25 protein-coding genes are annotated in these 25,735 nt (G+C 70.5%); 14 read left to right on the top strand and 11 right to left on the bottom strand.

Annotated elements, in window-relative coordinates; all coding sequences use genetic code 11:
• Window positions 1–53: 53 nt before the first annotated feature.
• Both OG746_RS22850 and OG746_RS22855 read right to left on the bottom strand, forming a co-directional pair.
• On the bottom strand, window positions 54–1,475 hold the full coding sequence (locus OG746_RS22850; protein ID WP_266717360.1) for an amino acid permease: 1,422 nt from the start codon (window positions 1,473–1,475) through the stop codon (window positions 54–56).
• 109 nt (window positions 1,476–1,584) lie between these two features.
• The gene (locus OG746_RS22855; RefSeq protein WP_266717362.1) at window positions 1,585–2,046 is read right to left on the bottom strand and encodes a universal stress protein; all 462 of its coding nucleotides are present in this window, start codon (window positions 2,044–2,046) and stop codon (window positions 1,585–1,587) included.
• A gap of 99 nt (window positions 2,047–2,145) precedes the next feature.
• On the opposite strand from OG746_RS22855, the gene OG746_RS22860 reads away from it, so the two are divergent.
• Window positions 2,146–2,970 (top strand): polysaccharide deacetylase family protein, encoded by an 825-nt coding sequence (locus tag OG746_RS22860; RefSeq protein ID WP_266717364.1) that lies wholly within the window; start codon window positions 2,146–2,148, stop codon window positions 2,968–2,970.
• A 48-nt stretch (window positions 2,971–3,018) separates the two neighbouring features.
• Here OG746_RS22860 and OG746_RS22865 read toward each other — a convergent pair whose 3' ends face one another.
• The 5 genes from OG746_RS22865 to OG746_RS22885 form a co-directional block, all read right to left on the bottom strand.
• A complete protein-coding gene (locus tag OG746_RS22865; protein ID WP_266717366.1) occupies window positions 3,019–3,678 on the bottom strand; it encodes a class F sortase in 660 nt (219 codons plus the stop codon).
• 18 nt (window positions 3,679–3,696) lie between these two features.
• Window positions 3,697–4,203, bottom strand: coding sequence for a hypothetical protein (locus tag OG746_RS22870; protein WP_266717368.1), 507 nt, complete (start codon window positions 4,201–4,203; stop codon window positions 3,697–3,699).
• Between the two features lie 141 nt (window positions 4,204–4,344).
• Complete coding sequence (locus tag OG746_RS22875; RefSeq protein ID WP_266717370.1) at window positions 4,345–4,599, bottom strand: hypothetical protein; 255 nt, start codon at window positions 4,597–4,599, stop codon at window positions 4,345–4,347.
• A 46-nt stretch (window positions 4,600–4,645) separates the two neighbouring features.
• Window positions 4,646–5,407 carry a bestrophin-like domain gene (locus OG746_RS22880; RefSeq protein WP_266717372.1) on the bottom strand — a complete coding sequence of 254 codons (762 nt, stop codon included), beginning with the start codon at window positions 5,405–5,407 and terminating at the stop codon, window positions 4,646–4,648.
• A gap of 27 nt (window positions 5,408–5,434) precedes the next feature.
• Complete coding sequence (locus OG746_RS22885; protein WP_266717374.1) at window positions 5,435–6,016, bottom strand: hypothetical protein; 582 nt, start codon at window positions 6,014–6,016, stop codon at window positions 5,435–5,437.
• Between the two features lie 252 nt (window positions 6,017–6,268).
• On the opposite strand from OG746_RS22885, the gene OG746_RS22890 reads away from it, so the two are divergent.
• From OG746_RS22890 to OG746_RS22905, 4 genes are all read left to right on the top strand, one after another.
• Window positions 6,269–7,228, top strand: a complete 960-nt coding sequence (locus OG746_RS22890; protein ID WP_266717376.1) for an SCO0930 family lipoprotein — start codon at window positions 6,269–6,271, stop codon at window positions 7,226–7,228.
• A gap of 295 nt (window positions 7,229–7,523) precedes the next feature.
• Window positions 7,524–8,339, top strand: a complete 816-nt coding sequence (locus OG746_RS22895) for an SAM-dependent methyltransferase (RefSeq protein ID WP_266717378.1) — start codon at window positions 7,524–7,526, stop codon at window positions 8,337–8,339.
• A gap of 137 nt (window positions 8,340–8,476) precedes the next feature.
• The gene (locus tag OG746_RS22900) at window positions 8,477–10,576 is read left to right on the top strand and encodes a putative bifunctional diguanylate cyclase/phosphodiesterase (protein ID WP_266719130.1); all 2,100 of its coding nucleotides are present in this window, start codon (window positions 8,477–8,479) and stop codon (window positions 10,574–10,576) included.
• Between the two features lie 7 nt (window positions 10,577–10,583).
• Window positions 10,584–11,288 (top strand): VOC family protein, encoded by a 705-nt coding sequence (locus tag OG746_RS22905; protein WP_266717380.1) that lies wholly within the window; start codon window positions 10,584–10,586, stop codon window positions 11,286–11,288.
• Window positions 11,289–11,415: 127 nt separating this feature from the next.
• Here the strand turns inward: OG746_RS22905 and OG746_RS22910 are convergent, their stop codons facing one another.
• Window positions 11,416–12,306 (bottom strand): LysR family transcriptional regulator, encoded by an 891-nt coding sequence (locus OG746_RS22910; RefSeq protein ID WP_266717382.1) that lies wholly within the window; start codon window positions 12,304–12,306, stop codon window positions 11,416–11,418.
• A gap of 97 nt (window positions 12,307–12,403) precedes the next feature.
• On the opposite strand from OG746_RS22910, the gene OG746_RS22915 reads away from it, so the two are divergent.
• From OG746_RS22915 to OG746_RS22930, 4 genes are all read left to right on the top strand, one after another.
• A complete protein-coding gene (locus tag OG746_RS22915; protein WP_266717384.1) occupies window positions 12,404–13,111 on the top strand; it encodes a succinate dehydrogenase in 708 nt (235 codons plus the stop codon).
• A 5-nt stretch (window positions 13,112–13,116) separates the two neighbouring features.
• Entirely contained in the window at window positions 13,117–15,075 is a 1,959-nt protein-coding gene (locus OG746_RS22920) for a fumarate reductase/succinate dehydrogenase flavoprotein subunit (protein ID WP_266717386.1), read from the top strand.
• Window positions 15,072–15,818 (top strand): succinate dehydrogenase/fumarate reductase iron-sulfur subunit, encoded by a 747-nt coding sequence (locus OG746_RS22925; protein WP_266717388.1) that lies wholly within the window; start codon window positions 15,072–15,074, stop codon window positions 15,816–15,818. The genes OG746_RS22920 and OG746_RS22925 overlap by 4 nt, the downstream gene beginning before the upstream one ends.
• Before the next feature lie 201 nt (window positions 15,819–16,019).
• On the top strand, window positions 16,020–16,763 hold the full coding sequence (locus OG746_RS22930; protein WP_266717390.1) for a dienelactone hydrolase family protein: 744 nt from the start codon (window positions 16,020–16,022) through the stop codon (window positions 16,761–16,763).
• Here the strand turns inward: OG746_RS22930 and OG746_RS22935 are convergent.
• Window positions 16,760–19,141: an ATP-binding cassette domain-containing protein gene (locus tag OG746_RS22935; RefSeq protein WP_266719132.1), complete on the bottom strand. Its 2,382-nt coding sequence runs from the start codon at window positions 19,139–19,141 to the stop codon at window positions 16,760–16,762. The genes OG746_RS22930 and OG746_RS22935 overlap by 4 nt on opposite strands.
• A gap of 183 nt (window positions 19,142–19,324) precedes the next feature.
• Here OG746_RS22935 and OG746_RS22940 point away from each other — a divergent pair, with 183 nt between their 5' ends.
• Complete coding sequence (locus tag OG746_RS22940; RefSeq protein ID WP_266717392.1) at window positions 19,325–20,953, top strand: phosphodiester glycosidase family protein; 1,629 nt, start codon at window positions 19,325–19,327, stop codon at window positions 20,951–20,953.
• 111 nt (window positions 20,954–21,064) lie between these two features.
• Entirely contained in the window at window positions 21,065–22,066 is a 1,002-nt protein-coding gene (locus OG746_RS22945) for an alpha/beta hydrolase (protein ID WP_266717394.1), read from the top strand.
• A gap of 9 nt (window positions 22,067–22,075) precedes the next feature.
• Here OG746_RS22945 and OG746_RS22950 read toward each other — a convergent pair whose 3' ends face one another.
• A complete protein-coding gene (locus OG746_RS22950) occupies window positions 22,076–23,083 on the bottom strand; it encodes an MsnO8 family LLM class oxidoreductase (protein ID WP_266717396.1) in 1,008 nt (335 codons plus the stop codon).
• A 94-nt stretch (window positions 23,084–23,177) separates the two neighbouring features.
• Between OG746_RS22950 and OG746_RS22955 the strand changes: the two genes are divergently transcribed.
• Window positions 23,178–23,666, top strand: a complete 489-nt coding sequence (locus OG746_RS22955; protein WP_443063028.1) for a phosphatase domain-containing protein — start codon at window positions 23,178–23,180, stop codon at window positions 23,664–23,666.
• Between the two features lie 12 nt (window positions 23,667–23,678).
• Here the strand turns inward: OG746_RS22955 and OG746_RS22960 are convergent, their stop codons facing one another.
• On the bottom strand, window positions 23,679–23,894 hold the full coding sequence (locus tag OG746_RS22960; RefSeq protein WP_266717398.1) for a dodecin: 216 nt from the start codon (window positions 23,892–23,894) through the stop codon (window positions 23,679–23,681).
• 161 nt (window positions 23,895–24,055) lie between these two features.
• Between OG746_RS22960 and OG746_RS22965 the strand changes: the two genes are divergently transcribed.
• On the top strand, window positions 24,056–25,336 hold the full coding sequence (locus tag OG746_RS22965; RefSeq protein ID WP_524540442.1) for an extracellular solute-binding protein: 1,281 nt from the start codon (window positions 24,056–24,058) through the stop codon (window positions 25,334–25,336).
• Window positions 25,337–25,491: 155 nt separating this feature from the next.
• Window positions 25,492–25,644: a hypothetical protein gene (locus OG746_RS22970; protein ID WP_266717401.1), complete on the top strand. Its 153-nt coding sequence runs from the start codon at window positions 25,492–25,494 to the stop codon at window positions 25,642–25,644.
• Window positions 25,645–25,735 lie beyond the last annotated feature (91 nt).

Raw genomic sequence — 25,735 nt, forward strand, 5'->3', positions numbered from 1 at the left:
TGCGGCGAGCGGGACGGGTGGAGCCCCGGCGGGCCAGTGCGGAATCAGCCGAATCAGTCGGATGTACGGGCCAATTCGGACTTCCGGTAGGAGTAGCCGAAGTAGATGACCAGACCGATCAGGAACCACACGGCGAACCGCACCCACGTCTGCCACTGCAGGAACGTGATCAGCCAGATCGAGAAGATGATGCCCAGGACGGGCACGAACGGCATGGCCGGCGTGCGGAAGGAGCGCGGCAGCTCCGGCTGGCGGTAGCGCAGCACGATCACCGCGACGCAGACCACGACGAACGCCAACAGGATGCCGATGTTGGTGAGTTCGGCTGCCTCGCCGATCGGCAGGAACCCGGCGATGAGCGCCGAGGCGACGCCGACGATCCACGTCACGCGGGTCGGCACGTGCCGCGTCGGGTGGGTCTTCGCGAACCACTTCGGCAGCAGGCCGTCGCGCGACATGGCGAACCACACGCGCGTGACGCCCATCATGAACGTGAACATCACGGTGAGGATGCCGATGATCGCGCCCACCGCGATCACGTCCGCGAGGCCGCTCAGGCCCACCGACTTGAACGCGGTCGAGAACCCGCTCTCCGGGTCGATGTCCTTGTAGTTCTGCATGCCGGTCAGGACGAGGCAGGCGAGCACGTACAGGATCATCGAGATGATGAGCGAGTAGATGATCGCCTTCGGCATGTGGCGCTGCGCGTCCTTCGACTCCTCGGCCGCCGTCGACATGGCGTCGTAGCCGAAGACCGCGAAGAAGACCGTGGCCGCGCCCGTGAACGCGCCGCTGACGCCGAACGGGAAGAACGGCGTGTAGTTGTCCGAGTTGATGTGGAAGACGCCGACGCCGATGACGAGCAGCACGACGAGGACCTTGAGGATGACCACGAAGGTCTCGAAGCGGGCCGCGTTCTTCATGCCCATGTTCAGCAGCCACGCGATGAGCAGACACAGCGCCGCGGCGAACAGGTCGACCTTGTGGCCGCCGCCGGTGCCCGGCGCGCCCAGCATCCAGCTGGGCAGGTCGACACCCATCTCGCCCAGCAGGAAGCTGAAGTAGCCGGAGATACCGATGGCGACGACCGCGACGATCGCCGTGTACTCCAGGAGCAGGTCCCAGCCGATGAACCAGCCGACGATCTCGCCGAGCACGGCGTAGCCGTACGTGTACGCGGACCCGGCCTTCGGGATCATCCCGGCGAACTCGGCGTACGAGAGGGCCGCGGCCGCGCTCGCGACACCCGCGATGAGGAACGAGATGAGGACCGCGGGCCCCGCCGTACCGTTCGCGACGGTGCCGGCGAGGGTGAAGATGCCCGCGCCGATGATGCCGCCGACGCCGATCGCGGTGAGCTGCCACAGGCCGAGGGAGCGGGTGAGCTTTCCGCCGGACTCCGTGTCCTCGATCTGCTCGATGGGCTTACGGCGCAGTACGCCCTGCCCTCTCGAGATCTTCGGGGGGACGGTCATGGGGACCTCACCTCTTCGCTGCTGCGACGACGGCTGACGGCCGATCATGATGCCGCTGTGGCGGCAGGTACGGAAGACAGCAGCGCCGTTGGCGCACCCACGGAAATTTTTAGGGGACGACCGTGACCGGCCAGCGGCCCGCCTTCACCAGGCGTACGGCGACCGAGCCGACGATGCGGTGTCCCGCCTGTTCCGATGCACCGACCACCACCGCGTCCGCCTTCAACTCGTCGGCGGCCGTGACCAGGCCGTTGAACGGGTCGCCGCGGAAGGTGTGGAACTCCCAGCGCACGTCGTATATGCCCTTGACCCGCTCCGTGGCCTCGCGGATGTAGGCGATGAGCCCCTCCGCGATCTCGTCGGTCGTCTCGGCGACGGGCACCCCGAGCGCGGCCCCGCTCGTCATCACGGGTTGCACGTAGACCACGGCGAGCAGCGCGTGCTGCCTGCGGGCCAGGCCCCCTGCGTAGGCCGCCGCGCGGAACGAGGAATCGGATCCGTCGACACCGACGACGATCACTTTCGGTCCGTCGGTGCCACGTTCGAACTGATGTGGTTGATCTTCGGTCACGCGGCAGAGGTTAACCGAGAAGCCGCCGATCAGGTGCTTTCCCGCGTCCCATCCGGTGGTTCCGTGCGCGGCGCCCGCGTGCCGTGTCACGCATTAATCATGACAAAGCATCAGGACACCACGGGACGGCGCGCGTTGCTGCGCGGCGTCACCGCCGTCGGCCTGGCCGCGCTCACCGGCTGCGCGGGACCCGACCGGCAGGGCGCCGCCCCGGACCCGGCGGGCGGGGCCGCCCGACCCGTACGCGAGCCGTCCACGTACCGGCTGCGCCCGATGGCCGGACCGGGCGGTCCGCGGCGCGCGGCCCTGAAGGTGCGCAAGGCGCCCATCCTGAGCCTCGGCACCGATCCCGGCGACCGCGCCATGGCGCTCACCTTCGACGACGGACCCGACCCCGCGTACACCCCCGAGATCCTGCGGATCCTGCGCGCACACGACGTGCGCGCGACCTTCCTCGTGTGCGGCGACAGGGCGCGGGAAAGCCCCGACCTGCTGCGCAGGATGGTCGACGAAGGACACGTCATCGGCAACCACACGTGGACGCACCCCCTGCTCCTGAAGCTGGACAGAACGCGGATCCGCGCCGAGATCGAGCGCACCTGCGAGCTCATCGAGAGGACCATCGGCGAGCCTCCGCTCTGGTTCCGGGCGCCCTACGGTGCGTGGAACCGGAACGTCTTCGAGCTGGGGACCGAACTCGGCATGGAGCCCCTGGCCTGGACCGTGGACTCGCTCGACTGGGACAACCCCGGGGCCCCGACGGTGATCTCGCGGGTCGTGAACCGGGCGGCCCCCGGCGTGATCGTGCTCAACCACGACGCGGGAGGCGACCGCTCCCAGACACTCACCGCCGTACGCAGCTACCTGCCGCGCCTGCTAGACGCCGGGTACCGGATGACGGTTCCGCGCCCGTACGGCGTGTGACGCGACATCCGGGCGTGAGACCTGTGACGTGACATCTGTGATGTGACGTCAGCGCGTCGACACCAGGCGCGCGAACGCCACGACATTCCCCTCGTAACCGTCACGCTTCGAAAAGTGGCCGCCGCACGTGATGAGCCGCAGCTCGGGTGTGCTGTGCGAGCGATAGACCTTGCGGCCAGGAAAGCGGGACTTCGCGAACACCTCGACCCCGTAGACCCGGAAGACGGCCGTCCTGCCGTCCTTGCGGCGGATCTCCACGTGGTGGCCCTCGCGCAGCGAGCCCAGGCCGTAGAAGACGGCGGGGCCGCGTGCGTTGTCGACGTGGCCGACGACGACCGCGGTGCCCCGCTCGCCGGGCGCCGCCGCGCCCGAGAACCAGCCCGCCAGATTGGCTTCTTTTGGCGGCGGCGCGTCGATCCAGCCCTCCGCGTCCAGGCCGACCTCCGTCACGGGTGCGTCGACCCGGATCGCCGGGATCCGGACCCGGTCGACCGGCGAGAAGGACAGCGGGCGGGCGGCCTTCGCCTGCGCCGGCTCAGGCGCGCGCCGTTCGTCGGCTGCCGCAGATGCGGGCTGCGGCGGGCCCGAGTCGAACTCCCCCGACCCGCTGCGGACGAGTGCGAGCCCGGTGAGCAGCACCAGCGCGAGCACACCCCACGGGGCGCGCCTTCTGGGCCGTTCCTCGTCCGCGAAGCGCCAGTTCGACATGGGGCGGGGCCGGGCGGGTCAGGCGCTCTTGTCGCCGGTGCGGCGGCGCGCCACGACGTACGCGGTGCCGAGCGCGCCCGCGATCAGCGCGCCACCGAGGGCGACCTCTTGCAGGTCGAGCCCACCGGCGCTGCCACCGATACCGGCCTTGACGCCCTGGGGGACGGGGCTGGGGGAGGAGTCGGGGCGGCCGGTGGCGATGGTGAGGTCGACCCTGCGGGGCTGGCCGCCGTCGCAGGTGAACGTCACGGTGTAGGCGGCGCCCTGCTTCGCGTCCCAGTCGACGGGAACGGTGCGGGGGCCCTCGCCGGGGCCGATCTTGGCGGTGTCGAAGATCCCGGCCGACACTTCGGTGCCCCCCTTGCACCCGCTGGCCGACAGGGTCACCTTGCCGCCCGCGGCGATCGTGGTGGGGGAGATGCTCGGCCGGAACGAGTCGGAGTCCTCGGCGTGCGCCGTCGGCGCGGTCAGGGTCAGTGCGGTGAGCGAGAGAGCGGCGGCGGATGCGGCGCGTATCGCGTGCATGGGGTTCCTCCGGGGTCCACGAGGAGCGGCAGCGGACCGTTTCCGCGCGCAGGGGACAGGCACCTCGATGCCGGAAACGCTAGGGACACCCCCGTACGGCCGCGATCGGTGTCGTACGAACGGGGCACACATGTGGGCCGGTCAGGTGTCTTCCCGGCCGTGCTGATGCTCGATCGGACCGCCGGCGTGCCAGACGTGCGGGTCCGCGCCGCGCCACTCCACGAGGTGCGGATCGTCCAGCGTCACGTCCGACTCGCCGAACCCGGCGCGACGCAGCAGCTCGGTCAGGTCCGTATCGCTGTGCGCCAGGCCGAGCGCCTGTCCGCGGACGGAGACATGCCGTCCACCCGCCGGTGCGGGCGGGTGGACGACGATCGGTGCGTGCCATCGGGTCATGCACCACAGCGTGCGGCGCGCAGGGGCGAACCGCAGCAGGAAACGGTCAGTTCGCGCCGGGGAACAGCATCAGGAACGGTTCCGCCGTGGCCGCGACGCCCCGGCTGTACGGCGCGTCGAGGTCCCAGATCAGGAAGAGCAGGAACGCGATCAGGGACGAGAAGAGCCCGGCGAGGACCAGCTCGCGCTTGGTGCGCCTGATCTGCAGCGCGAAGATCATGCCGATGGTGACCAGGGCGCCGACGATCAGACCGAACCAGACGACGCCCGGCATCGTGGCGCTCGTCGAGTCCGAGCGGGCTCCGCGCGCCTCGTCGGCGGCCGTCACCTGGTCGAGCAGCGGCTGGTAGGCCTGCGCCTGGAAGTCGTTCTTCGGCTCGAAGTCCGTGACGTCCTCGCGCACCTTCTGCAGCAGCGCGTCACCCTTGGCGGTCAGCTCGCCCTCGTTGCGCATCGAGTCCCACTCGGTGGTGACGACATGGCTGACATACCTGTCGACATCCGCGCGAATCTTGTCCCGCACGTCCGCCGGGTAGACCCGGACGCGTTCATTGACCTCGTGCAGCGCCTGCGCCTCGTTGCGTACGTGGTCCTCGGCGGCGCTGCGGCCCTCCCAGACGCCCGCGATGGCGAGGCCGAGGACGATCGCATAGACCACGCCGATCATCATCGTCATGTACTCGATGACGTCGGGAGTCTCGGACGGGTCGTCGTCATCGCCGATCCTGCGCTGCTGCAGGACCTGGACGACGAGGACGACACCGCAGACCGCGAGCATCGCGAGGGCGAGAACAAGCCATTCCGACATCGACAGCTCCACAAATGTTCAACAAGTTCAGCGGGGGCGCAGCGCGGCGACGGCGAGCACCGCGGGCGCTGTGATGAGCAGGGTGAGCGTGACCAGGGACGGGCCGCCGCGCGGTGGGGCGCGGTGGGCGGTGGGGCGGTAGGCCGGGTAGTGCACCGGCTTCGGGCTGGGCGGCGGCTTCGTATGGGTCGGGGTCGGCTTCGGCTGTGGTTTCGGGGGCGGTTCGGGAGCCGGGGGCGGAGGTGGGGGAGGCGTCGGGGTCGGTGTTGGTGTCGGCGGAGGTGGAGGCGGAGGCGGTGGAGGTGTTGGCGGCGGAGGTGGAGGAGGTGGTGGGGGCGCCGGCTTGGGGGGCGGAGGCTTGGGGGCGGGCTTCTTCGGTGGGGGAGTGCTGGGGCCCGCGCGGCAGATGACGCCGCTGCCGGAGACCGCCACCGCGTCGCCCGACGAGCCGCCGTCGACGGAGGCGTACGCGCAAGCGTCGGCAGGGACGGCGAGCGGTGCGGCGATGGCGGCCGCGCTCGGCGCGCCGCACAGCCAGGCGGTGGCGAGCACCGCGATGACGCGGGTGACCAGGGCTGACCCGGAGCGCTTGGTTCGATGCACGACCATGATCCTGAGCAGCGGCGGGCCCCGGCACGCCGACACGGACCCGGAATGCCCCGATGGTGGGGCGCGGGAGCATTCGGGTTTGCAGGAGTGCGCGGGCCTGCTACGGAACCTGCGCCTTACGGGGCACTCCTCTGCCGCACCCGAAGAAATCTTCCCCCGCATTGAACACAGCCGTCACCGCCGCGCGTACCTAGGGCCATGTGCGACCCACCCGGGGCTCGCACAACACCCAAGCAATGTGCGGGAGTTGAGATGAAGACCTCCTGGCGGAGCGCCTCGCTCGTAGCGACAGCTGCGGCCCTGCTGGCGCTGACGACGGCGTGCGGTCAGGACCAGGGCGACCAGGCGGACACGGGCCAGAACGTGGGCAGCGCGGCCGATGCGCAAGGCGGCTACGGGTCCTCCGACGGTTACGGCTCGTCGGGCACCACCGACAAGAGCGCGGCCAAGGCCAAGTCCGCGGGACAGCTGGCCTCGTGGGACAGCGAGGAACTCGGCAAGGTGCTCACCGACAGCGACGGTATGACCCTGTACCGCTTCGACAAGGACACCGCCGAACCGCCCAAGTCGAACTGCGACGCGACCTGCCTGAAGGCGTGGCCGGTCGTGCCGGCGAGCGGCGCCAAGGCCGCGCCCGGCGTCGACGCCTCACTGCTCGGCGAGGTCACCGCCGCCGACGGCACGAAGCAGCTGACGGTCGACGGCTGGCCCATGTACCACTACGCGATGGACAAGAAGGCCGGTGACGTCAAGGGCCAGGGAGTGGGCGGAACTTGGTGGGCCGCGGCCCCCGACGGCAAGAAGGCCAACAAGAAGGCCGAGCAGGAGGCCGGGGCCCAACCCGCCGACCTCGAGGGCCTCTCCACGCGCAACGACCCGAAGCTCGGTGAGGTCGTCGTCGACAAGAACGGCATGACGGTCTACCGCTTCCTCAAGGACTCGGCCTGGCCCATCAAGTCGAACTGCGTCGGCGCCTGCGCCGAGAAGTGGCCCGCACTCGCTCCGGTTGCGAAGAACGACACGCAGAACATTCCACTGAAGGGCTACATGACCTTCACAAGGCCCGACGGAACCAAGCAGCAGACCTTGAACTGCTGGCCCGTCTACACCTTCTCGGGCGACAAAAAGCCAGGTGACACGAACGGTCAGGGCGTAGGAGGTACTTGGTACGCGGCCGCTCCGAATGGAAAGCCGGTAGGCGCTCCCAAGTAACAACCAGGAGGGTCAAGTGCGTTCGGTGAGTCGCTCACAGTAGAGTCGTCAACGGAATTGGCTCGTCGCCGGTCCGTTCCCCGCATGGCCAGGTCAGGCCGTGTGGAGGGAGCGGGCCGGTTCTTTTCGTCGAGGAAAGAGAAGGTTTCGGGATGGTTTCGGATCGTTGCCGATTGGCACGTGACGGAGGCAGTGACCGGGAACGGACGGTCAATTTCCGTTTTGACTCGCTCCATTGGCGGTGGATCAGTAGCCTCTGCTCGAACACCGGCACGCCTACGCCATGGAGACCTTGATGCAGCGTCCCGCCTGGGCCCCACGGGGCATCGACATCTCGGTGCCCAGTGTGTCCCGAATCTATGACTTCTACCTGGGCGGTTCGCACAACTTCGAGGTCGACCGGGAGGCCGCCCGCAAGGCCATGGAGTTCCTGCCGGGGCTGCCGAAGATCATGCAGGCGAACCGGGCGTTCATGCGCAGGGCCGTGCGGTACGCCGCCGAGCAGGGCATCACACAGTTCCTCGACATCGGCTCCGGCATCCCGACGTTCGGCAATGTGCACGAGGTGGCCCAGCAGGCGAGCCCCGGAGCGAGCGTGGTGTACGTCGACCACGACCCGGTCGCCGTCGCGCACAGCAAGGCGGTCCTCGAGGACGTCCCGCACACCGGAGTCGTCACGGCGGACCTTCGCAAGCCGCGGGAGATCCTGGAGAGCCCCGAAGTCGCCGAACTCCTCGACCTGGAACGGCCGGTGGCCCTGCTCCTCGTCGCCGTACTGCACTTCATCGAGGAGGCCGACGACCCGTACGCGGCGGTGGCCGAACTCAGTGAGGCGCTCGCACCCGGCAGCCTGCTCATTGTGACGCATGCCTCCAATGAGGGCATGCCCATAGAGACGGAGCGGGCGGACGGGATGGTCGACGTCTATCGAAACGATGTCCGCAATCCGCTGATCATGCGGAACCGCGACGAGATCAAACGGTTCTTCAAGGGGTACGAGGTGGTCGCACCGGGCATCGTGGCGATGCCGGTGTGGCGGCCCGACACCGCCCCGGAGGACGAGGACCCGTACACGTACGCGGGCTATGTGGGAGTGGGGCGCAAGGCGTGACTGCTGCATCCTCCCGGGGCACGAACCCCGGACCTCAGGCCGGAAAAGCCGGCCGGGCGGGCAAGTCGGCACGGACCGACGACGGCATCGGCGGTGATGCGTCGGGCGGGACCGAAGACAGAGCCCGCGAGTTCGCCATGATCTGGAGCCGGGCGATCTTCCCGGTCACGGCGACCTCGCTGACCCGGCACGAGTTCGAGACGGAACTCGTGCCGCTCGTACGCCGGTTGCGCACCGTGCTCGCCGCGCAGGCCCTGGACAGCGCGGAGGCACAGGCCGTCGGCGCGGCCCTGGTCGACGCCCACTGCACCGACCCCGAGGCGCTCACCCAGTCCCTCGACGTGGTGGAGACACATCTCGTCCGGCACTGCGGCGAACAGGCGCCCTCCGCGGAGCGCGCGGAGGAACTGCGCTCCCGCTGCGCCCGCATCCAGCACGCGATGGCCGCCGGGTTCGCGGGCGCGCTGCGGGAGCGCACCCGCAGCGAACAGGAGGCCATATCGCGCGCCGCGCTCGACGCCCGCAGCGCCGTCGCCGAGGCCCTGCACGCGAGCGAGGCCAAGTTCCGCGCGGTGTTCCACGGCGCCGCGATCGGCATCGGGATCGCCGACCTCGACGGCACCATCCTCGAGGTCAACGAGACGATGGTGCGGATGTTCGGCGGCAGCAGGCAGCAGCTGCTCAAGCGCAAGGCCCACCAGCTGACCCACCCCGAGGACGCCCCGCACATCTGGCGCATGTACCACGAGCTGGTGCAGGGGGACCGCGAGCACTACCGGGTGGAGAAGGCCTACTCGCGCCCGGACGGCACCGCCCTGTGGACGAACCTGACGGTCTCGCTGCTGCGCGACGCGGACGGCGCCCCCCAGTACCAGCTGGCGCTCATGGAGGACGTGACCGAGCGCCGGCTGCTGAACCTGCGGCTGCGCTACGAAGCCACCCATGACGCGCTCACCGGGCTCCCCAACCGCACCCTGTTCTTCGAGCGCCTGGAGAAGGTGCTCAGCGCGGGCAACGGCATGCGCTTCGGCCTCTGCTATCTCGACCTCGACGGCTTCAAGACAATCAACGACAGCCTCGGCCACGCGGCGGGCGACCGGCTCCTCGTCGAGGTAGCGGACCGTCTCCAGGCCTGCGCCACCGCGCCCGGCGAGATGGTCGCGCGGCTCGGCGGCGACGAGTTCGTGGCGCTGACCACCGGCAAGGACACCCAGGCCGAGGTCGACGAGCTGGCCGGACGCATCATGCACGCCCTGGCCACGCCCATCCGGATCGACGGCCGCGAGCTGACCGTGCGCGGCTCGGTCGGCATCGTCGAGGGTCCGGCCGCCGAGCGCAGCCCCGCCGAGGTGCTGCGCAGTGCCGACATCACGATGTACCGGGCCAAGTCCGCGGGCGGCAACCGCTACGAGCTGGCCGACCCCGAGGCCGACGCCCGGGCGATCACGCGGCACGGTCTGACGACGGCGCTGCCCGCCGCCCTGGACCGCGGCGAGTTCTTCATCGAGTACCAGCCCCTGGTGCACCTCGGCGACGGCAGTGTGCGCGGTGCCGAGGCCCTGGTCCGCTGGCTGCACCCGCAGCACGGCGTGCTCGGCCCCGACCGCTTCATCCCGCTCGCCGAGCACACAGGGCTGATCGTGCCGCTCGGCCGCTGGGTCCTCGAGGAATCGGTCCGGCAGGCGCGGATCTGGCAGGACCGGTACGAGGAGGCGGGACCGTTCCGCATCAACGTCAACCTGTCCCCGATGCAGCTGACCCACCCCGGCCTGGTGACGGACACCGTCGACATCCTGGAGCGCTTCGGCCTCGAACCGGACGCGCTGTGTCTGGAGGTGACGGAATCGGCCCTTATCGGGGCGGACGACGACCTCCTGAAGCCCCTCAGACGGCTCTCCGAAATGGGCGTCGACATCGCCCTGGACGACTTCGGCACCGGCTACTCGAATCTGGCCAACCTGCGCCGCCTGCCCGTGAACGTTCTGAAGCTGGACCGCTCCTTCACGCAGGGAATGCAGCAGTTCCCCGCGGACCCCGTCGACCTGAAGATCGTCGAGGGCATCGTCTCGCTCGCCCACAGCCTCGACCTCTCGGTCACCGTCGAGGGCGTGGAGACCGGGGCGCAGGCCGAGCAGCTCAGGCACCTCAACTGCGACACCGCACAGGGCTGGTACTACGCCCGCCCCGGCCCCCCGGACCGCCTCCACGAACTGGCTCTCGCCGACGCGACGGGGTGAGCGTCGGATGATCCGCTGGGCGTATCTGTTCCTCGACCGGCCGTACGCCACTCTGGACGCGGCCTGCGCGTTCTGGTCGCGGGCGACCGGGACGCGGACCTCCGAACTCCGGGGTGAACAAGGGCAGTTCGCCACGCTGCTGCCCGACGCCACCGACGCCTGCGTGAAGGTTCAGGGCGTGGTGGACGGGCCGGGCGGCGCCCACCTCGACCTGCTGGTGGACGACGTGGTGGCCACGGGGGAGCGGGCCCGCCGGCTCGGCGCGAGCCTGCTGCACGCGGAACCCGGCCTGGAAGTGCTGCGCTCACCGGTCGGGCACCGGTTCTGCGTGGACACGTGGCGCGGCGAGCACACGGTCCCGCCGCCCACCACCGAGCCCCGCAGCCGCCTCGACCAGCTGTGCCTGGACACGGCGCCGGGCGCGTACGACGCGGAGGCCGACTTCTGGTCGGCGCTCACCGAATGGCCCGAAGTCCCCTGCGAGAGCCCGGAGTTCCGCCTCCTGAAGGCGACGCCGATCCAACTCCTGCTCCAACGCCTCGACACCGACGACCCACCCTCCGCCCACGCGGACCTTGCCTGCGCCAACCGCAAGGAGGCCGTCGCCCGGCACACGTCACTGGGCGCGACACCCCTCCAGGAGGGCCGCGCCTGGACGGTCCTGCGAGACCCGTCGGGCGGAACGTACTGCCTCACGGACCGGGACCCGTAGTGGCTCTGGCGACCGCAGCCCGGTTCCGCCATTTAAGCCCCTCCGGCGATTGAGGAGCGGGGCCCGGGGCAGAGCCCCGCGACCGCGCCACCGGGTGACCGCAAACAAGAGGGGTGACCGCAACCCGCTACTCCCGCCCCTCGAAAAGCATCCGCTGAAGCTCACGCGCAGCCCGCGGCGGCGCCACATCCGACCGATGCGCCAGCGCGATCGTGCGGCTCAGCCCCGGCTTGGCCAACGGAGTGACCCGCAGATCCGCCCCGGCCCGGTGCGCCACCATCCACGGCACCACCGCCACCCCGAGCCCGGCCCGTACGAACCCGAGGACCGCGTCCATCTCGCCGCCCTCCACCGCGAAGTCCGGCTCGAACCCCTCGCCCCGGCACGCGGCGACGGTCAGCTCCCGCAGGTCGTACCCGTGCCGGAACATGACGAGCCGCTCGCCCTCCAGGTCGGAGATCCGTACGGACTTCCGGCCCCGTCCCGGCGCGGGCGCGTCCTGGGACGACACCACGACCAGCTCCTCGCGCAGCAGCTCCACCGTCGTCAGGGCGGGCGCGGGCGCCGGCAGCGGGAGGACGACGAGCGCGAGGTCGAGGGCGCCGCGCGCGAGCTCTCGTACGAGGTCGTGGGAGCCGCCCTCCTCGATCAGCAGCTGAATCCCCGGGTACCGGTCGTGGAAGGATCGCAGCACGTCCGGCAGCAGGCCCGTGCACAGCGAAGGCGTCGCGCCCAGCCGCACCCGGCCCCGCTTGAGCTGCGCCAGCTCCTGCACCTCGTGCCGCGCCGTGTCCGCGTCGGCGAGGATCCTGCGGGCGAGCGGCAGGAGCGCCTCCCCGGCGTCGGTCAGCGAGATGTTACCGCGGGCCCGCAGGAAGAGATCGACCCCCAGCTCCCGCTCGAGCGCCCGGATCTGCTGGGACAGTGACGGCTGGGCGACATGCACCAGCTCGGCGGCGCGCGTGAAGTGCCGGGTCTCCGCGACCGCGACGAAGTACTGGAGCTGCTGGAACTGCATACCGGCCAGCATAGTTCCCTCGATAGCGAATGCCTATCGAAATGAGGCGGACCATGTCTTGGACCGATCGGGCCCTTGGGCTCTAGCGTCTTGACCCATGGCTCTGGCAACGAGGACGGACCGACGGCCGTCCATGGCACGCACTGTCTGGGACAGCTCCGTCGGGAAGAAGACCGTGATGGCGGTGAGCGGCCTCGTCATGCTGCTCTACCTGGTCGCCCACATGATCGGAAACCTCAAGATCTTCTTCGGTCCTCCGGAGATCAACCACTACGCCCACTGGCTGCGGACCATGGGCGAGCCGGTCCTCCACTACGAGTGGGGCCTGTGGATCGTCCGGGTGGTGCTGGTCGTCGCCGTCGTCGCGCACGCCACGTCCGCGTACCAGCTGAGCCGGCGCGGCATCAAGGCGCGCCCCAGCAAGTACGTGCACAAGAAGCCGCGTTCGGACTACGCCACGCGCACCATGCGCTGGGGCGGCATCATCCTCGCCCTGTTCATCGTCTGGCACATCCTCGACCTGACGACCGGCACGGTGCACCCCGGGGGCTACGAGCACCTGCGCCCGTACCAGAACATCATCGACACGTTCTCGACCTGGTACAGCAACGTCATCTACATCGTCGCGATGCTCGCCCTCGGCTTCCACGTCCAGCACGGGTTCTGGAGCGCCGCACAGACCCTCGGCGTCGGCAGCCGCACCCGCGACCGCGTTCTGAAGACCGTCGGCAACGTACTCGCCGTAGTGCTCACGCTCGGCTTCATCGCCGTGCCCGTGGGCGTCATGACCGGATTGGTGAGCTGAGAGACATGACTGTATCCACGGAGTATGCGGACTACTCAACCGGCGAACCGGTCGTCGACACCAAGGCCCCGCAAGGCCCCGTCAACGAGCGCTGGGACACCCGTCGCTTCGAGGCCAAGCTGGTCAACCCGGCCAACCGCCGCAAGCACACCGTCATCGTCGTGGGCACGGGCCTCGCGGGCGGCTCCGCCGGTGCCACCCTCGCCGAACAGGGCTACCACGTCGTCCAGTTCTGCTACCAGGACTCGCCGCGCCGCGCCCACTCGATCGCCGCGCAGGGCGGCATCAACGCCGCGAAGAACTACCGCAACGACGGCGACTCGGTGCACCGCCTGTTCTACGACACCGTCAAGGGCGGCGACTTCCGCGCCCGCGAGTCCAATGTGCACCGCCTCGCGCAGATCTCCGTCGAGATCATCGACCAGTGCGTCGCGCAGGGTGTGCCGTTCGCCCGCGAGTACGGCGGCCTCCTCGACACCCGCTCCTTCGGCGGTGTGCAGGTGTCCCGTACGTTCTACGCCCGCGGCCAGACGGGACAGCAGCTGCTGCTCGGCGCCTACCAGGCCCTCAGCCGCCAAGTCGCCGCAGGGAACATCGAGTTGCACCCGCGCACCGAGATGCTCGACCTCGTCATCGTCGACGGCAAGGCCCGCGGCATCGTCGCCCGTGACCTCATCACCGGCAAGATCGACACGTACTTCGCGGACGCCGTCGTGCTCGCCTCCGGCGGCTACGGCAACGTCTTCTACCTGTCGACGAACGCCATGAACTCCAACGCCACGGCGATCTGGCGCGCCCACCGGCGCGGCGCCTACTTCGCCAACCCGTGCTTCACGCAGATCCACCCGACGTGCATCCCGCGCACCGGCGACCACCAGTCGAAGCTGACCCTGATGTCGGAGTCGCTGCGCAACGACGGCCGCATCTGGGTGCCGAAGGCGAAGGGCGACACACGTCCCGCGGGCGAGATCCCCGAGGACGAGCGCGACTACTACCTGGAGCGCATCTACCCGGCGTTCGGCAACCTCGTGCCCCGTGACATCGCCTCCCGCGCCGCGAAGAACGTGTGCGACGAGGGCAGGGGAGTGGGCCCCGGCGGGCAGGGTGTGTACCTCGACTTCGCCGATGTCATCAAGCGCATGGGCAAGAAGGCCGTCGAGGCCAAGTACGGCAACCTCTTCGACATGTACGCGCGGATCACCGACGAGGACCCGTACAAGACGCCGATGCGGATCTACCCCGCCGTGCACTACACGATGGGCGGCCTGTGGGTCGACTACGACCTCCAGACCACCATCCCCGGGCTCTTCGCGGTCGGCGAGGCCAACTTCTCCGACCACGGCGCCAACCGGCTCGGCGCCTCCGCGCTGATGCAGGGCCTCGCGGACGGCTACTTCGTCCTCCCGGCCACCATCAACGACTACCTCGCCAAGCACCCGCACAAGGACGAGGTGAACGCCGAACACCCGGCCACCGTCGAGGTCGTGCGCGAGACCGAGGAGCGGCTCGCGAAGCTGCTCGCGGTCGACGGCGACCGCACCCCGGACTCCTTCCACCGTGAACTCGGCGAGCTCATGTGGGAGTTCTGCGGCATGGCCCGCACCGACGCGGGGCTGCGCAAGGCGCTCGACCGGATCCCGCAGATCCGCGAGGAGTTCTGGCGCCGCATCAAGGTGCCCGGTGTCGGCGAGGAGTTCAACCAGTCCCTGGAGAAGGCCAACCGCATCATCGACTACATCGAGCTCGCCGAGCTGATGTGCCTCGACGCGCTGCACCGCGCCGAGTCCTGCGGCGGCCACTTCCGCGAGGAGTCACAGACCCCCGACGGCGAGGCCGCCCGCGTCGACGAGGAGTTCTCCTACGCGGCCGCCTGGGAGTTCACCGGCACCGGCGCTGCCCCCACCCTGCACAAGGAAGACCTGGTCTTCGAGTACGTCCACCCCACTCAGCGGAGCTACGCATGAAGCTCACCCTGCGCGTCTGGCGCCAGAAGAACGCCGACGCCGACGGCCACATGTCCACGTACGACGTGGACGGAATCTCGCAGGACATGTCGTTCCTGGAGATGCTCGACACCCTCAACGAGGAGCTCATCCTCAAGGGCGAGGACCCGGTCGCCTTCGACCACGACTGCCGCGAGGGCATCTGCGGCGCCTGCTCGCTCGTCATCAACGGCGACGCGCACGGCCCGGAGCGCACCACCACCTGTCAGCTGCACATGCGGTCCTTCAAGGACGGCGACACGATCGACATCGAGCCGTGGCGCGCCTCCGCCTTCCCGGTCGTGAAGGACCTGGTCGTGGACCGCTCGGCCTTCGACCGGATCATCCAGGCCGGCGGCTACATCACGGCCCCGACGGGCGCCGCCCCCGAGGCACACTCCACGCCCGTGCCCAAGCCGGACGCGGACTTCTCCTTCGAGCACGCCGAGTGCATCGGCTGCGGCGCCTGCGTCGCCGCCTGCCCCAACGGCGCGGCGATGCTGTTCACCTCGGCGAAGATCAACCACCTCAACGTCCTCCCGCAGGGCGCGCCCGAGCGCGAGACCCGCGTCCTCGACATGGTGGGTCAGATGGACGAGGAGGGCTTCGGCGGCTGCACGCTCACCGGCGAGTGCGCGACGGCCTGCCCGAAGGGCATCCCGCTGTTCTCCATCACCAGCATGAACAAGGAGTGGCTGCGCGCGAACCGCAAGGTCAGCCGCTGATCGACCAAGCGCGACAGGCGTCCCGCGAAGAGCGCGGGGTGGGCGGGACCGGCGTGGTGCTCAACCTCCGGTCCCGTCATCGCGTTCCGCCACCGCCACAAAGATTCCCCCCGGCGCCCCTCGCCTGCTCGGAGTCAGGCTGCTCTGCCTGCGGCAGAACAGCGGCCGGACCGGGCTCGACGATCACTACAGTCCAGTCTCATGACGACGACTGCGACGATGACGACGCGTACGGTCGAGTATCCGGCCGACGGGCTGACGATGATCGGGCACCTCGCGCTCCCGGCCGGTGTCGACCGCCGGCCCGCGGTGCTGCTCGGACCGGAGGGCACGGGGCTCAGTGACGTCGAGCGCCGCCGGGCCGATGCTCTCGCCGAGCTGGGATATGTAGCGCTGGCCTTCGACCTCCACGGCGGGCGCTATCTGAGCGACCCCGAGGAGATGCTGGCCCGTTGCATGCCACTGCTCGCTGATCCTGACCGGATGCGGGGCATCGGTCATGCGGCGCTCGACGTGTTGCGCACCGAACCGCGGACCGACCCCGACCGGATCGCCGCCGTCGGCTACGGCACCGGGGGCGCCATCGGGCTGGAACTCGGGCGTGACGGCGTCGACCTGCGCGCGATCGGGACAGTCAACGCACTGACCACGGGCCGACCGGGCGAGGCAGCGCGCATTCGCTGCCCGGTGTGGGCCGGGGTCGGGTCGGAAGACCCGATCATGGCACCCGCGCAACGCGAGGCGTTCACCGCTGAGATGCAGGCCGCGGGCGTCGACTGGCGCCTCGCGGTCTACGGCGGTGCCCTGCACGCCTTCCACCACCCGCCGGTCGACCACACCGTACGTCCCGGCGTCGGCTACCACCCACAGCACGCGCGGCGAGCCTGGCGCGACGTCGTCGACCTGCTCGCCGAGTGCCTGCCCGTGACGGCGGGCAGACTCTAGGGCAGCGCGCGTCCCAGGTATGGCGCCGTGGCGCTCTCGGGTGCGGCGGCGACCTCCCGCGGCGGGCCTGCCGCCACCACCCGGCCGCCCGCGCCGCCACCGCCGGGCCCCATGTCGACGACCCAGTCCGCCCCGGCCACCACCGCCATGTCGTGCTCGACCACGACCACGGAGTGCCCGGTGTCGACGAGGCCGTTCAGTTGCCGCAGCAGCACCTCGACGTCGGCCGGGTGCAGTCCGGTCGTCGGCTCGTCGAGGAGGTACAGGGTGTGGCCGCGCCGCACGCGCTGCAACTCGCTGGCCAGCTTGATGCGTTGGGCCTCGCCGCCCGACAGTTCGGTGGCGGGTTGCCCGAGTCGCAGATAGCCGAGGCCGACGTCGAGGAGCGTGCGCAGGCTGCGCAGTACGGGACGGGCCGCGGCAGCCGTATCGTCGTCTGCCGCCTCGAAGAACTCCGCCGCGGACTCCACCGTCAGGTCGAGGACCTCGGCGATGTTCCGCCCCCGGTAAGTGACTTGGAGGGTCTCGGGGTTGTAGCGGGCGCCCGCGCAGTCCGGGCACGGCGTATACGTGCTCGGCAGGAACAGCAGCTCCACGCTGACGAAGCCCTCGCCCTGACATGTCTCGCAGCGCCCGCCGGTGACGTTGAACGAGAAGCGGCCGACGCCGTAGCCACGCGTCTTCGCCTCGTCGGTCGCCGCGAAGAGTTTGCGTACGACGTCGAACAGGCCCGTGTACGTGGCCAGGTTGGAGCGGGGTGTGCGGCCGATGGGCTTCTGGTCCACGACCACGAGCCGGCCGACGCCCTCCAGGTCCTCGGTGATCTCGCCGATCAGCGTCGACTTCCCGGAACCGGAGACGCCCGTGACGGCGGTGAAGGCGCCCAGCGGGAGCTCGGCGGTGACGTCGACCAGGTTGTGGCGGGTCACCGGACCGACCTTCAACCAGCCGGTAGGCACCCGGACTTGGCGTTCGGTCGCCGGTTCCTCGGCGAAGAGGTAGCGGGCTGTCGCCGAGTCCGTGGTCTCGCGCAGGCCGTCCACGGGGCCGCTGTGCAGTACCAGGCCGCCGTGCTCCCCGGCCTGCGGGCCCACGTCGACCAGCCAGTCGGCGTGCCGCATGACGTCCAGGTGGTGCTCGACCACGAAGACGGAGTTGCCGGACGCCTTCAACCGGTCGAGGACGGTGAGGAGCGACTCGGTGTCGGCGGGGTGGAGCCCGGCGGACGGCTCGTCGAGGACGTACACGACGCCGAAGAGACCCGACCTCAACTGGGTTGCCAGGCGCAGCCGTTGGAGCTCACCCGACGACAGTGTGGGCGTCGACCGGTCGAGGCTGAGGTAGCCGAGCCCGAGCTCCGTGACCGTGGCGATGCGGGCCCGCAGATCCTCGGTGAGCACGCGCGCCGTCTCGGACGTGCCGCCCTCGGTGGCCAGGAGGTCGGCGAGGTCCGCCAGCGGGACACCGGCGAGATCGGCGATCGTACGGCCCGCGAAGGTGACGGCCAGCGACTCCGCGCGCAGCCGGGCACCGCCGCAGGCCGGACACGGCGTGCTCTCCAGGAACCGCTCCGCCTTCGCGCGCAGCGACTGGCTTTTGGAGTCCGAGAAGGTCTTGAGCACGTACCGGTTCGCGCTCATGTACGTGCCCTGGTAAGGGCGGTGGATGCGGCCCGCGTCCCGCACCGGGTGCACGGTCACCACCGGCTGCTCGTCCGTGAACAGGACCCAGTCCCGGTCCGCCTGCGCCAGCTCCCGCCACGGGCGGTCGACGTCGTATCCCAGCGCGTCGAGGACGTCGCGCAGGTTCTTGCCCTGCCAGGCACCCGGCCACGCCGCGATGGCCCCCTCGCGGATCGACAACGAAGGGTCGGGCACCAGCAGTTGCTCGGTCGTGCGGTGCACCTGGCCGAGGCCGTGGCACGAAGGGCACGCCCCGGCCGCCGTGTTGGACGAGAACGCGTCCGAGTCCAGGCGCTCCGCGCCCTCCGGATACGTACCTGCCCGCGAGAACAGCATCCGCAGCGAGTTCGACAGCGTCGTGACCGTGCCGACCGAGGAGCGGGACGTCGGCGCCGAACGGCTCTGCTGAAGCGACACCGCGGGCGGCAGCCCGCTGATCTCGCCGACCTTCGGCGCGCCGACCTGATGGATCAGCCGGCGGGCGTACGGGGCGACCGACTCGAAGTAGCGCCGCTGCGCCTCGGCGTAGATCGTGCCGAAAGCGAGCGACGACTTGCCCGAGCCCGACACCCCCGTGAAGACCGCGAGGACGTCCCGCGGGATGTCCACGTCGACGCCCTTGAGGTTGTGCTCGCGGGCGCCGCGCACCCGCACGAGACCGTCGTGGCGGGGGTCGGGCGAGGTGGGGTGGTGCATGGGGCGGGCTCCCGGTCGTACGGACGGCTGTGCGGTCACGGTGTCGTACTCCATGATCCACCCACGTCGCGGCAGCGGCGGCACGGAGAACGCCCGATGAATGATGTGCACACGCCTTGACTGGTGGTCATGGGCTCACGCACCGTTACGGAGGTCGTCATTCGGGCAGTGAGTGGGGGGCTTGTGAGCGGCAGACTGTTCGGCGTGGGCGCGGCGTTGTGCGCTCTCGCCCTCGTGGGTGCGGCGACCGCACCGGCCACGTCGTCACCGGCCCCCGCCTCGTCCGGTCCTCGCCGCGGCGGCCTGCCGCTCGGCGCCGCCGACCTGTCCGAGACGCGGACGACACGGACACTGCAGCCGGGCGTGACGCTCACCCGGATCGTGCGCGGCGCCGATGCCCCGGCCGTGGCGTGGACCGTGGAGGTCTCCATCCCGGGCGGCGTCGGATCGCCCGACCCGGACGCGCCGCCGACCGCCCTGAAGGACGCGGCCAGCGCCGCCGAACTCGCCTCCGACCTGCGCGCGGACGGCTTCGATGCCCGCTCGGAGAAGGTCACCACCGCGGCGACCGCCGACTACGCGGGCGGCGCGCTCGGCTGGCGGGTCCGCGTCGGCACCTTCCCGACCGAGGCCGCTGCCACCGCCGAACGCACCCGGCTGCGCGCCGCCGGATACACCGGATCCGCCTGGTACACCGGCTGGGACGGGGACGCGGGGGACCGCGGCCCCTGGCGCGTCGACGTCCTGACCATCGACCCGAAGAAGTTCCACGGCGACCTCAAGGCCTCGTACGGCCCCGACCTGGAGAACCGCGAGACCACCAGCGCGCTCGCCGCCGCCGAGGGCGCGACGGCCGGCGTCAACGCGGGCTTCTTCGTCCTCGACCCCAAGGCGGGCGCCCCCGGCGACCCGGCAGGCGTCGGCGTCTACAACGGCCGGCTGCTGAGCGAGGCAGTCAACGGCCGGCCCGGCCTCGTCGTCCACGACTCCGCGCGCGGTACCGAGGTGGAGCGGTTCACCTGGCGGGGGAGCGTCCGCGTCGGCGGGGCGAAACTGCCGCTCGACGGCATCGACCGCGTCCCCGGCCTGATCCGCAACTGCGGCGGCACCGCAGACGACACCCCGACCGCCCGGCCGCTGCACGACACCACCTGCACCGACCCCGACGAACTCGTCGCGTTCACCCCTGAGTTCGGCAAGCAGACCCCGAAGGGCGACGGCGCCGAGGCCGTCCTGGACCGGGCCGGCCGGGTCGTCGAGGTGCGCTCGTCGCGCGGCGGCGCCCTGCCTGCCGGAGGCCGCAGCGTCCAGGCCACGGGCGCGTACGCGGCGCAGCTGACCGCCCTCGCCAAGATCGGTCAACCCCTCCGTATCCAGGGCGGGTTGAAGGACACCAAGGGGCGGCCCTTCACCGCCTCCCGCTCGACCAGCATCCTCAACGGCGGCCCCGAACTCGTCCGCGACGGCCGCCTCCATGTCACCCCGGCCACCGATGGCATGGTGCAGCCCGACAACCCGAGCTTCTACTACGGCTGGGTGCACAAGCGGAACCCGCGCACCCTCGCCGGCACGGACGCCGCCGGACGCACGGTGCTCGTCACCGCCGACGGCCGCGGCACCGGATCCCTCGGCCTGAGCATCAACGAGAGCGCCGATGTCGCCAAGTCCCTCGGCCTGCGCGACGCCATCAACCTCGACGGCGGCGGCTCGACCACGATGGTCGTCGATGACCAGGTGATCAACGATCCGTCCGACGCGACCGGCGAACGCCCGGTCGGGGAGGCCCTGTTGGTGCTCCCCGCGACCCACTGACCCGAGCTGACCCAAGCGGACACCCACTGACGCAAGCTGACCCAAGCGGACACCCACTGACCCAAGCGGACATCCACTGACCCGAGCGCCGGACGAATCGAGGGAGCCGCCATGACCGCCGCCCTGACCCGCCGCACCAGACGCCTGCTGCTCGTCCTGGCCGCCCTGCTGCTCACCCTGGGCTCGGCCCCGCCGGCCCTCGCCGCCACGAAGTCGCGGCCCGCCGCCGAGGTCGTCGACGTCACTCAGGTCGCCGACCGTCAGGTGGACCTCTCCGTACGCGCGTCGGCGCTCGGCGGGCGCACGGTCAAGGTCCGCCTGCTCACCCCCGACGGCTGGAACCCGGGCGACCGCACGAAGCACTGGCCCACGCTGTGGCTGCTGCACGGCTGCTGCGGCGACTACACGTCCTGGACGAACATGACGGACGTCGCCTCCGTGGAGAGCCTGCGCGACGTCCTCGTCGTGATGCCCGAGGCCGGCTGGAACGGCTGGTACAGCGACTGGTGGAACCACGGTGAGGGCGGCGATCCGGCCTGGGACACCTTCCACACCCGCGACCTGCGCCGCCTCCTGGAGAGCGACTGGGGCGCGGGCTCCCGCCGCGTCGTCGCGGGCCTCTCGATGGGCGGCCAGGGCGCGCTCCTGTACGCGGCCCGGCACCCGGGGATGTTCAAGGCGGCCGCGGCCTACTCCGGCTCCGCGCACCCGCTCCTGAACGACGAGTCGACGAGCCGCATCATGGGCTTCTTCGCGGGCCAGGGCGACGACCCCCTGCGCGTATGGGGCGACCCCGTCGCGCAGCGCGACATCTGGGCGGCCCACGACCCGTACCACCTGGCCAAGCGCCTCAAGTCGCTACCCGTGTACCTGTCCTGCGGCGACGGCACCGCGGGCCCGCTGGACCCGGCGGGCACCACCACCAATGCCCTGGAGGCCGACTTCAACCGCCAGAACCACGCCCTGGCCGCCCAGTTGAGGAAGGCGGGCGCCAAGCACCTCACCACCAACTTCTACGGCCCCGGCACCCACACCTGGCCGTACTGGCAACGCGAACTGCACGCGTCACTGCCGATGCTGCTGCACGGCCTCGGAGTGAAGGAGCGCACCTAGCGGGGCGTCCTAGCGGGGCGTCAGGCGCGCGATCCTGGCCAGACGGCGGAACGACTCCAGCAGGGCCTCACGGTCGTACGTACTGGTCGTCACCAGCACCTCCTGCGCCCCGCTCTCCTTGATCACCGCTTCCAGCTCGTCGGTGACCTGCTGCTCCGTGCCCACGATGTGGCCGCGCAGCCCGGACTCGTACAGCTCCCGCTCCTTCTCGGTCATGTCGAAGCCCGCGATGCGCTCGACGGGCGGCAGCGGCGGGAACGTGCCGTGCGTGCGCGAGTGCGCCATCGACCAGGCCTCGGGAGCGAGGATCCGGCGCGCCTCCGGCTCGCTGCCCGCCACGGCCACCGTCCCCGAGATCACGACGTACGGCTCCGCGGCCCAGGGCGAGGGGCGGAACTCGGCGCGGTAGCGGTCGATGCCGCGCAGCATCTTCTCGCGGGAGCGGAGGTCGCCGATCACCATCGGGAGACCGGCGTGGGCGGCGATCGAGGCGCCCTCTCCCATCGCGAGCACGAACGGCGGGACGGCCAGGCCCTCGGCGGGGCGGGCGTGCACGCGCGTGGGCGACGTACCGGTGAAGAACGCCAGGAGTTCGTCGAGCTGCGCCGCGAAGTCGTCGGCGTCGTCCTTGTCCCGGCCGAGCGCCTTGCGCACCCCGCCCGTGAACCCGACCGAGCGGCCGAGCCCCATGTCGATCCGGCCGGGGAACAGCGACTCCAGGACCCCGAACTGCTCGGCCACGACCAGGGGCTGGTGGTTGGGCAGCATGACACCGCCGGTGCCGACGCGGATGGTGCGGGTCGCCGCCGCGACGGCCGCCGCGAGCACGGTCGGCGCGGAACCGGCGACGCCCGGCACACCGTGGTGCTCCGAGACCCACAGGCGGCTGTAGCCGAGGCGCTCCAGGTCCTGGGCCAGGGAAACGGTGTCGCGCAGCGCGTCCTGGTCGGAGTGGCCCTCGCGGGTGCGGGAGCGGTCCAGGACGGAGAAGCGGGTCGATTCGATCACGGTGCTCACACCTTGGTTCAACGCCGTGGCGCCCCAGGGATTCCCGGGCCGCGAAGGGTCTTCCGCACAAGCCGCGCAGGGCCTTCCGCATAAGCTGAGCGACATGCCCAGTGACAGACGCCCCCTCGCCGTGTTCGACCTCGACGGCACCCTCGCGGACACCGCGCACCGCCAGCGGTTCCTGGAGCGCCGGCCGCGGGACTGGGACGCGTTCTTCGCGGCCGCGCCGCACGATCCGCCGCTCGCCGAGGGGATCGCGCTCGTCCTCTCGTACGTGGCGGAATGCGACGTCGTCTATCTGACCGGGCGCCCGGAGCGGTGCCGGGCCGACACCGCGGCCTGGCTCGCGGCGCAGAAGCTGCCGGAGGGGCCGGTCCACATGCGGCGCAATGACGACCGCAGGCCGGCCCGGCGCACCAAGCTGGACGTCCTGCGCCGCATAGCCCGCGGCCGAGAGGTCCGGGCGTTCGTGGACGACGACGAGCTGGTCTGCGACGAGGCGGAGCGCGCCGGATTCACCGTCGTACGGGCCCGCTGGGCGAGCACGTCGGCGGCGTTGAATGACGCGCAGGAGCGCGAGGGGCGGACCTGAGCCGGGGCGGGCTCAGGCGTCGTCCTCCAGGCGGAAGCCGACCTTCAGGCCGACCTGCCAGTGCTCGACCTGGCCCTCGACGATCTGCCCCCTGACCTGCGTGACCTCGAACCAGTCGAGGTTGCGCACGGTCTGCGAGGCGCGCGCGATCCCATTGCGGACCGCCTCGTCCACGCCTTCGTGAGAGGTGCCGACGATCTCGGTGACGCGATACGTGTGGTTCGACATGGTTCCACCGTGCCCCAGCGGGGCGTGGCCCGCCATCCGTATGCCACACCTCTTGACCCCTCCGTTGGTCTATACCAAACTCCCTGAACACCCGTACGAGCCGTGCGCTCATCCCCCACGTCGGGCCGACCTTCCCTGTCCGCAGGCAGAAAGTGACCGACGTGAACTCCCGCCGCCCCGCCCTGACTTTCACTTCCCTCCTCGCCACCGCCGCGCTGCTCACCGGATGCGGAGCCCTGCCGGGCACGGGGGAGGGGGAGAAGACGGTCACCGTGTGGCTGATGCGGGGCAGCGCGTCGGAGGACTTCGTCAAACGCTTCACGGCGGACTTCGAGGACCGGCACGACGGCATCACCCTCGACATCCGCATCCAGGACTGGACCGGGATCGGCGCCAAGGTCACCAAGGCGCTCGGCAAGGAGCGCGGCGACGAGTCCGGCGCACCCGACGTCATCGAGGTCGGCAACACCCAGGTCCCGCAGTACGTCGAGGGGGACGGCCTGCTCGACCTCTCCCTGGAGTCCGCGCGCGACCTCGGCATGCACGACTGGCTGCCCGGCCTCGCCGAGCCCGGCGTCGACACCTCCCGGCAGTACGGCATTCCCTGGTACGCGGCCAACCGGGTCGTCATCTACAACAAGGACCTCTTCCGGCAGACGGGCATCGACAAGCCGCCCACCACGCGCGCCCAATGGCTGGACGCGACGCGGGAGTTGAACTCCGGCGGCACCCAGGGCATCTACCTCGCGGGACAGGACTGGTACACGCTCTCCGGGTTCATCTGGGACGAGGGCGGCCACCTCGCCAAGGAGTCCTCGGGCGTCTGGTCCGGCACCCTGGCGACCCCCGCCGCGCTGCGCGGCATGGCCTTCTACCGACAACTCCAGGCGCTCGGCGGTGGTCCCAAGGATGCCGACGAGGAACACCCGCCGCAGGCCGAGCAGTTCGCGCGCGGCGACATCGCGCAGATCATCTCCGTGCCGGGCGCCACCCAGCTCATCCTTCAGAAGAACCCGGAACTGAAGGGGAAGTTGGGCTACTTCCCGATCCCCGGCAAGACGTCGAGCAGGCCGGGAACGGTGTTCACCGGCGGCTCCGACCTGGTCGTGCCGGCGAACACCGACGACCGGAACGGCGCCGTCGAGGTCGTGAAGGCGCTGGCCGGCGAGAAGTGGAACACCGACCTGGCCCGCACCATGAACTACGTACCGAACAAGACCACCCTCGCCGGCGCGGTCGCGGGCGAGCCGGGCGTGGCCGCGATGGCCGTCGGCGCCGCCCACGGCAAGGCGACGCCCCGCTCGCCGCTGTGGCCGAACGTGGAGGCGGGCGACAACCCCATCAAGAAGTACATGTCCAAGGTCCTCGCCGGCGGCGACCCGTCGACGGAGGCGGAGCGGGCCTCCCGGGAGATCACCCACCGCCTCGACGAGCGCGGCTAGGGCACCCCGTTAACGATCAGTTCGAGCCGATTTCCCCTCGTCGTTGGCTCGTTCACTTTACCGACCTTTGACATTTTCTTGGGGCCCCTTTTACGCTCGGCCGGGCGGTACGGATCTTGGTCGTACCGCTGTCCCCACCCATTACGGAGGTCGACATGGAGAAGCTCGTCAAGAAGATGGCCCAGGACGCCAACTGGCAGGGCTGGGTCGCCGCCAACTCGGCGACGGCCGCCAAGGACGGCTGCATCAGCGCGGCCCCCAAGGCGGGCTGCATCAGCGCCGCCCCGAAGACCGGCTGCATTTCCTGAAGCGGGACGCACCCGGTCGCATGATCAAGGGCTGCGGCTGAACACCGGCCCAGGTGACAGCGGCGGTCCCCGGAGCGGGCCGCGGTCGGAC

The organism is Streptomyces sp. NBC_01016 (genome assembly GCF_026341035.1).
GTDB lineage: Bacteria > Actinomycetota > Actinomycetes > Streptomycetales > Streptomycetaceae > Streptomyces.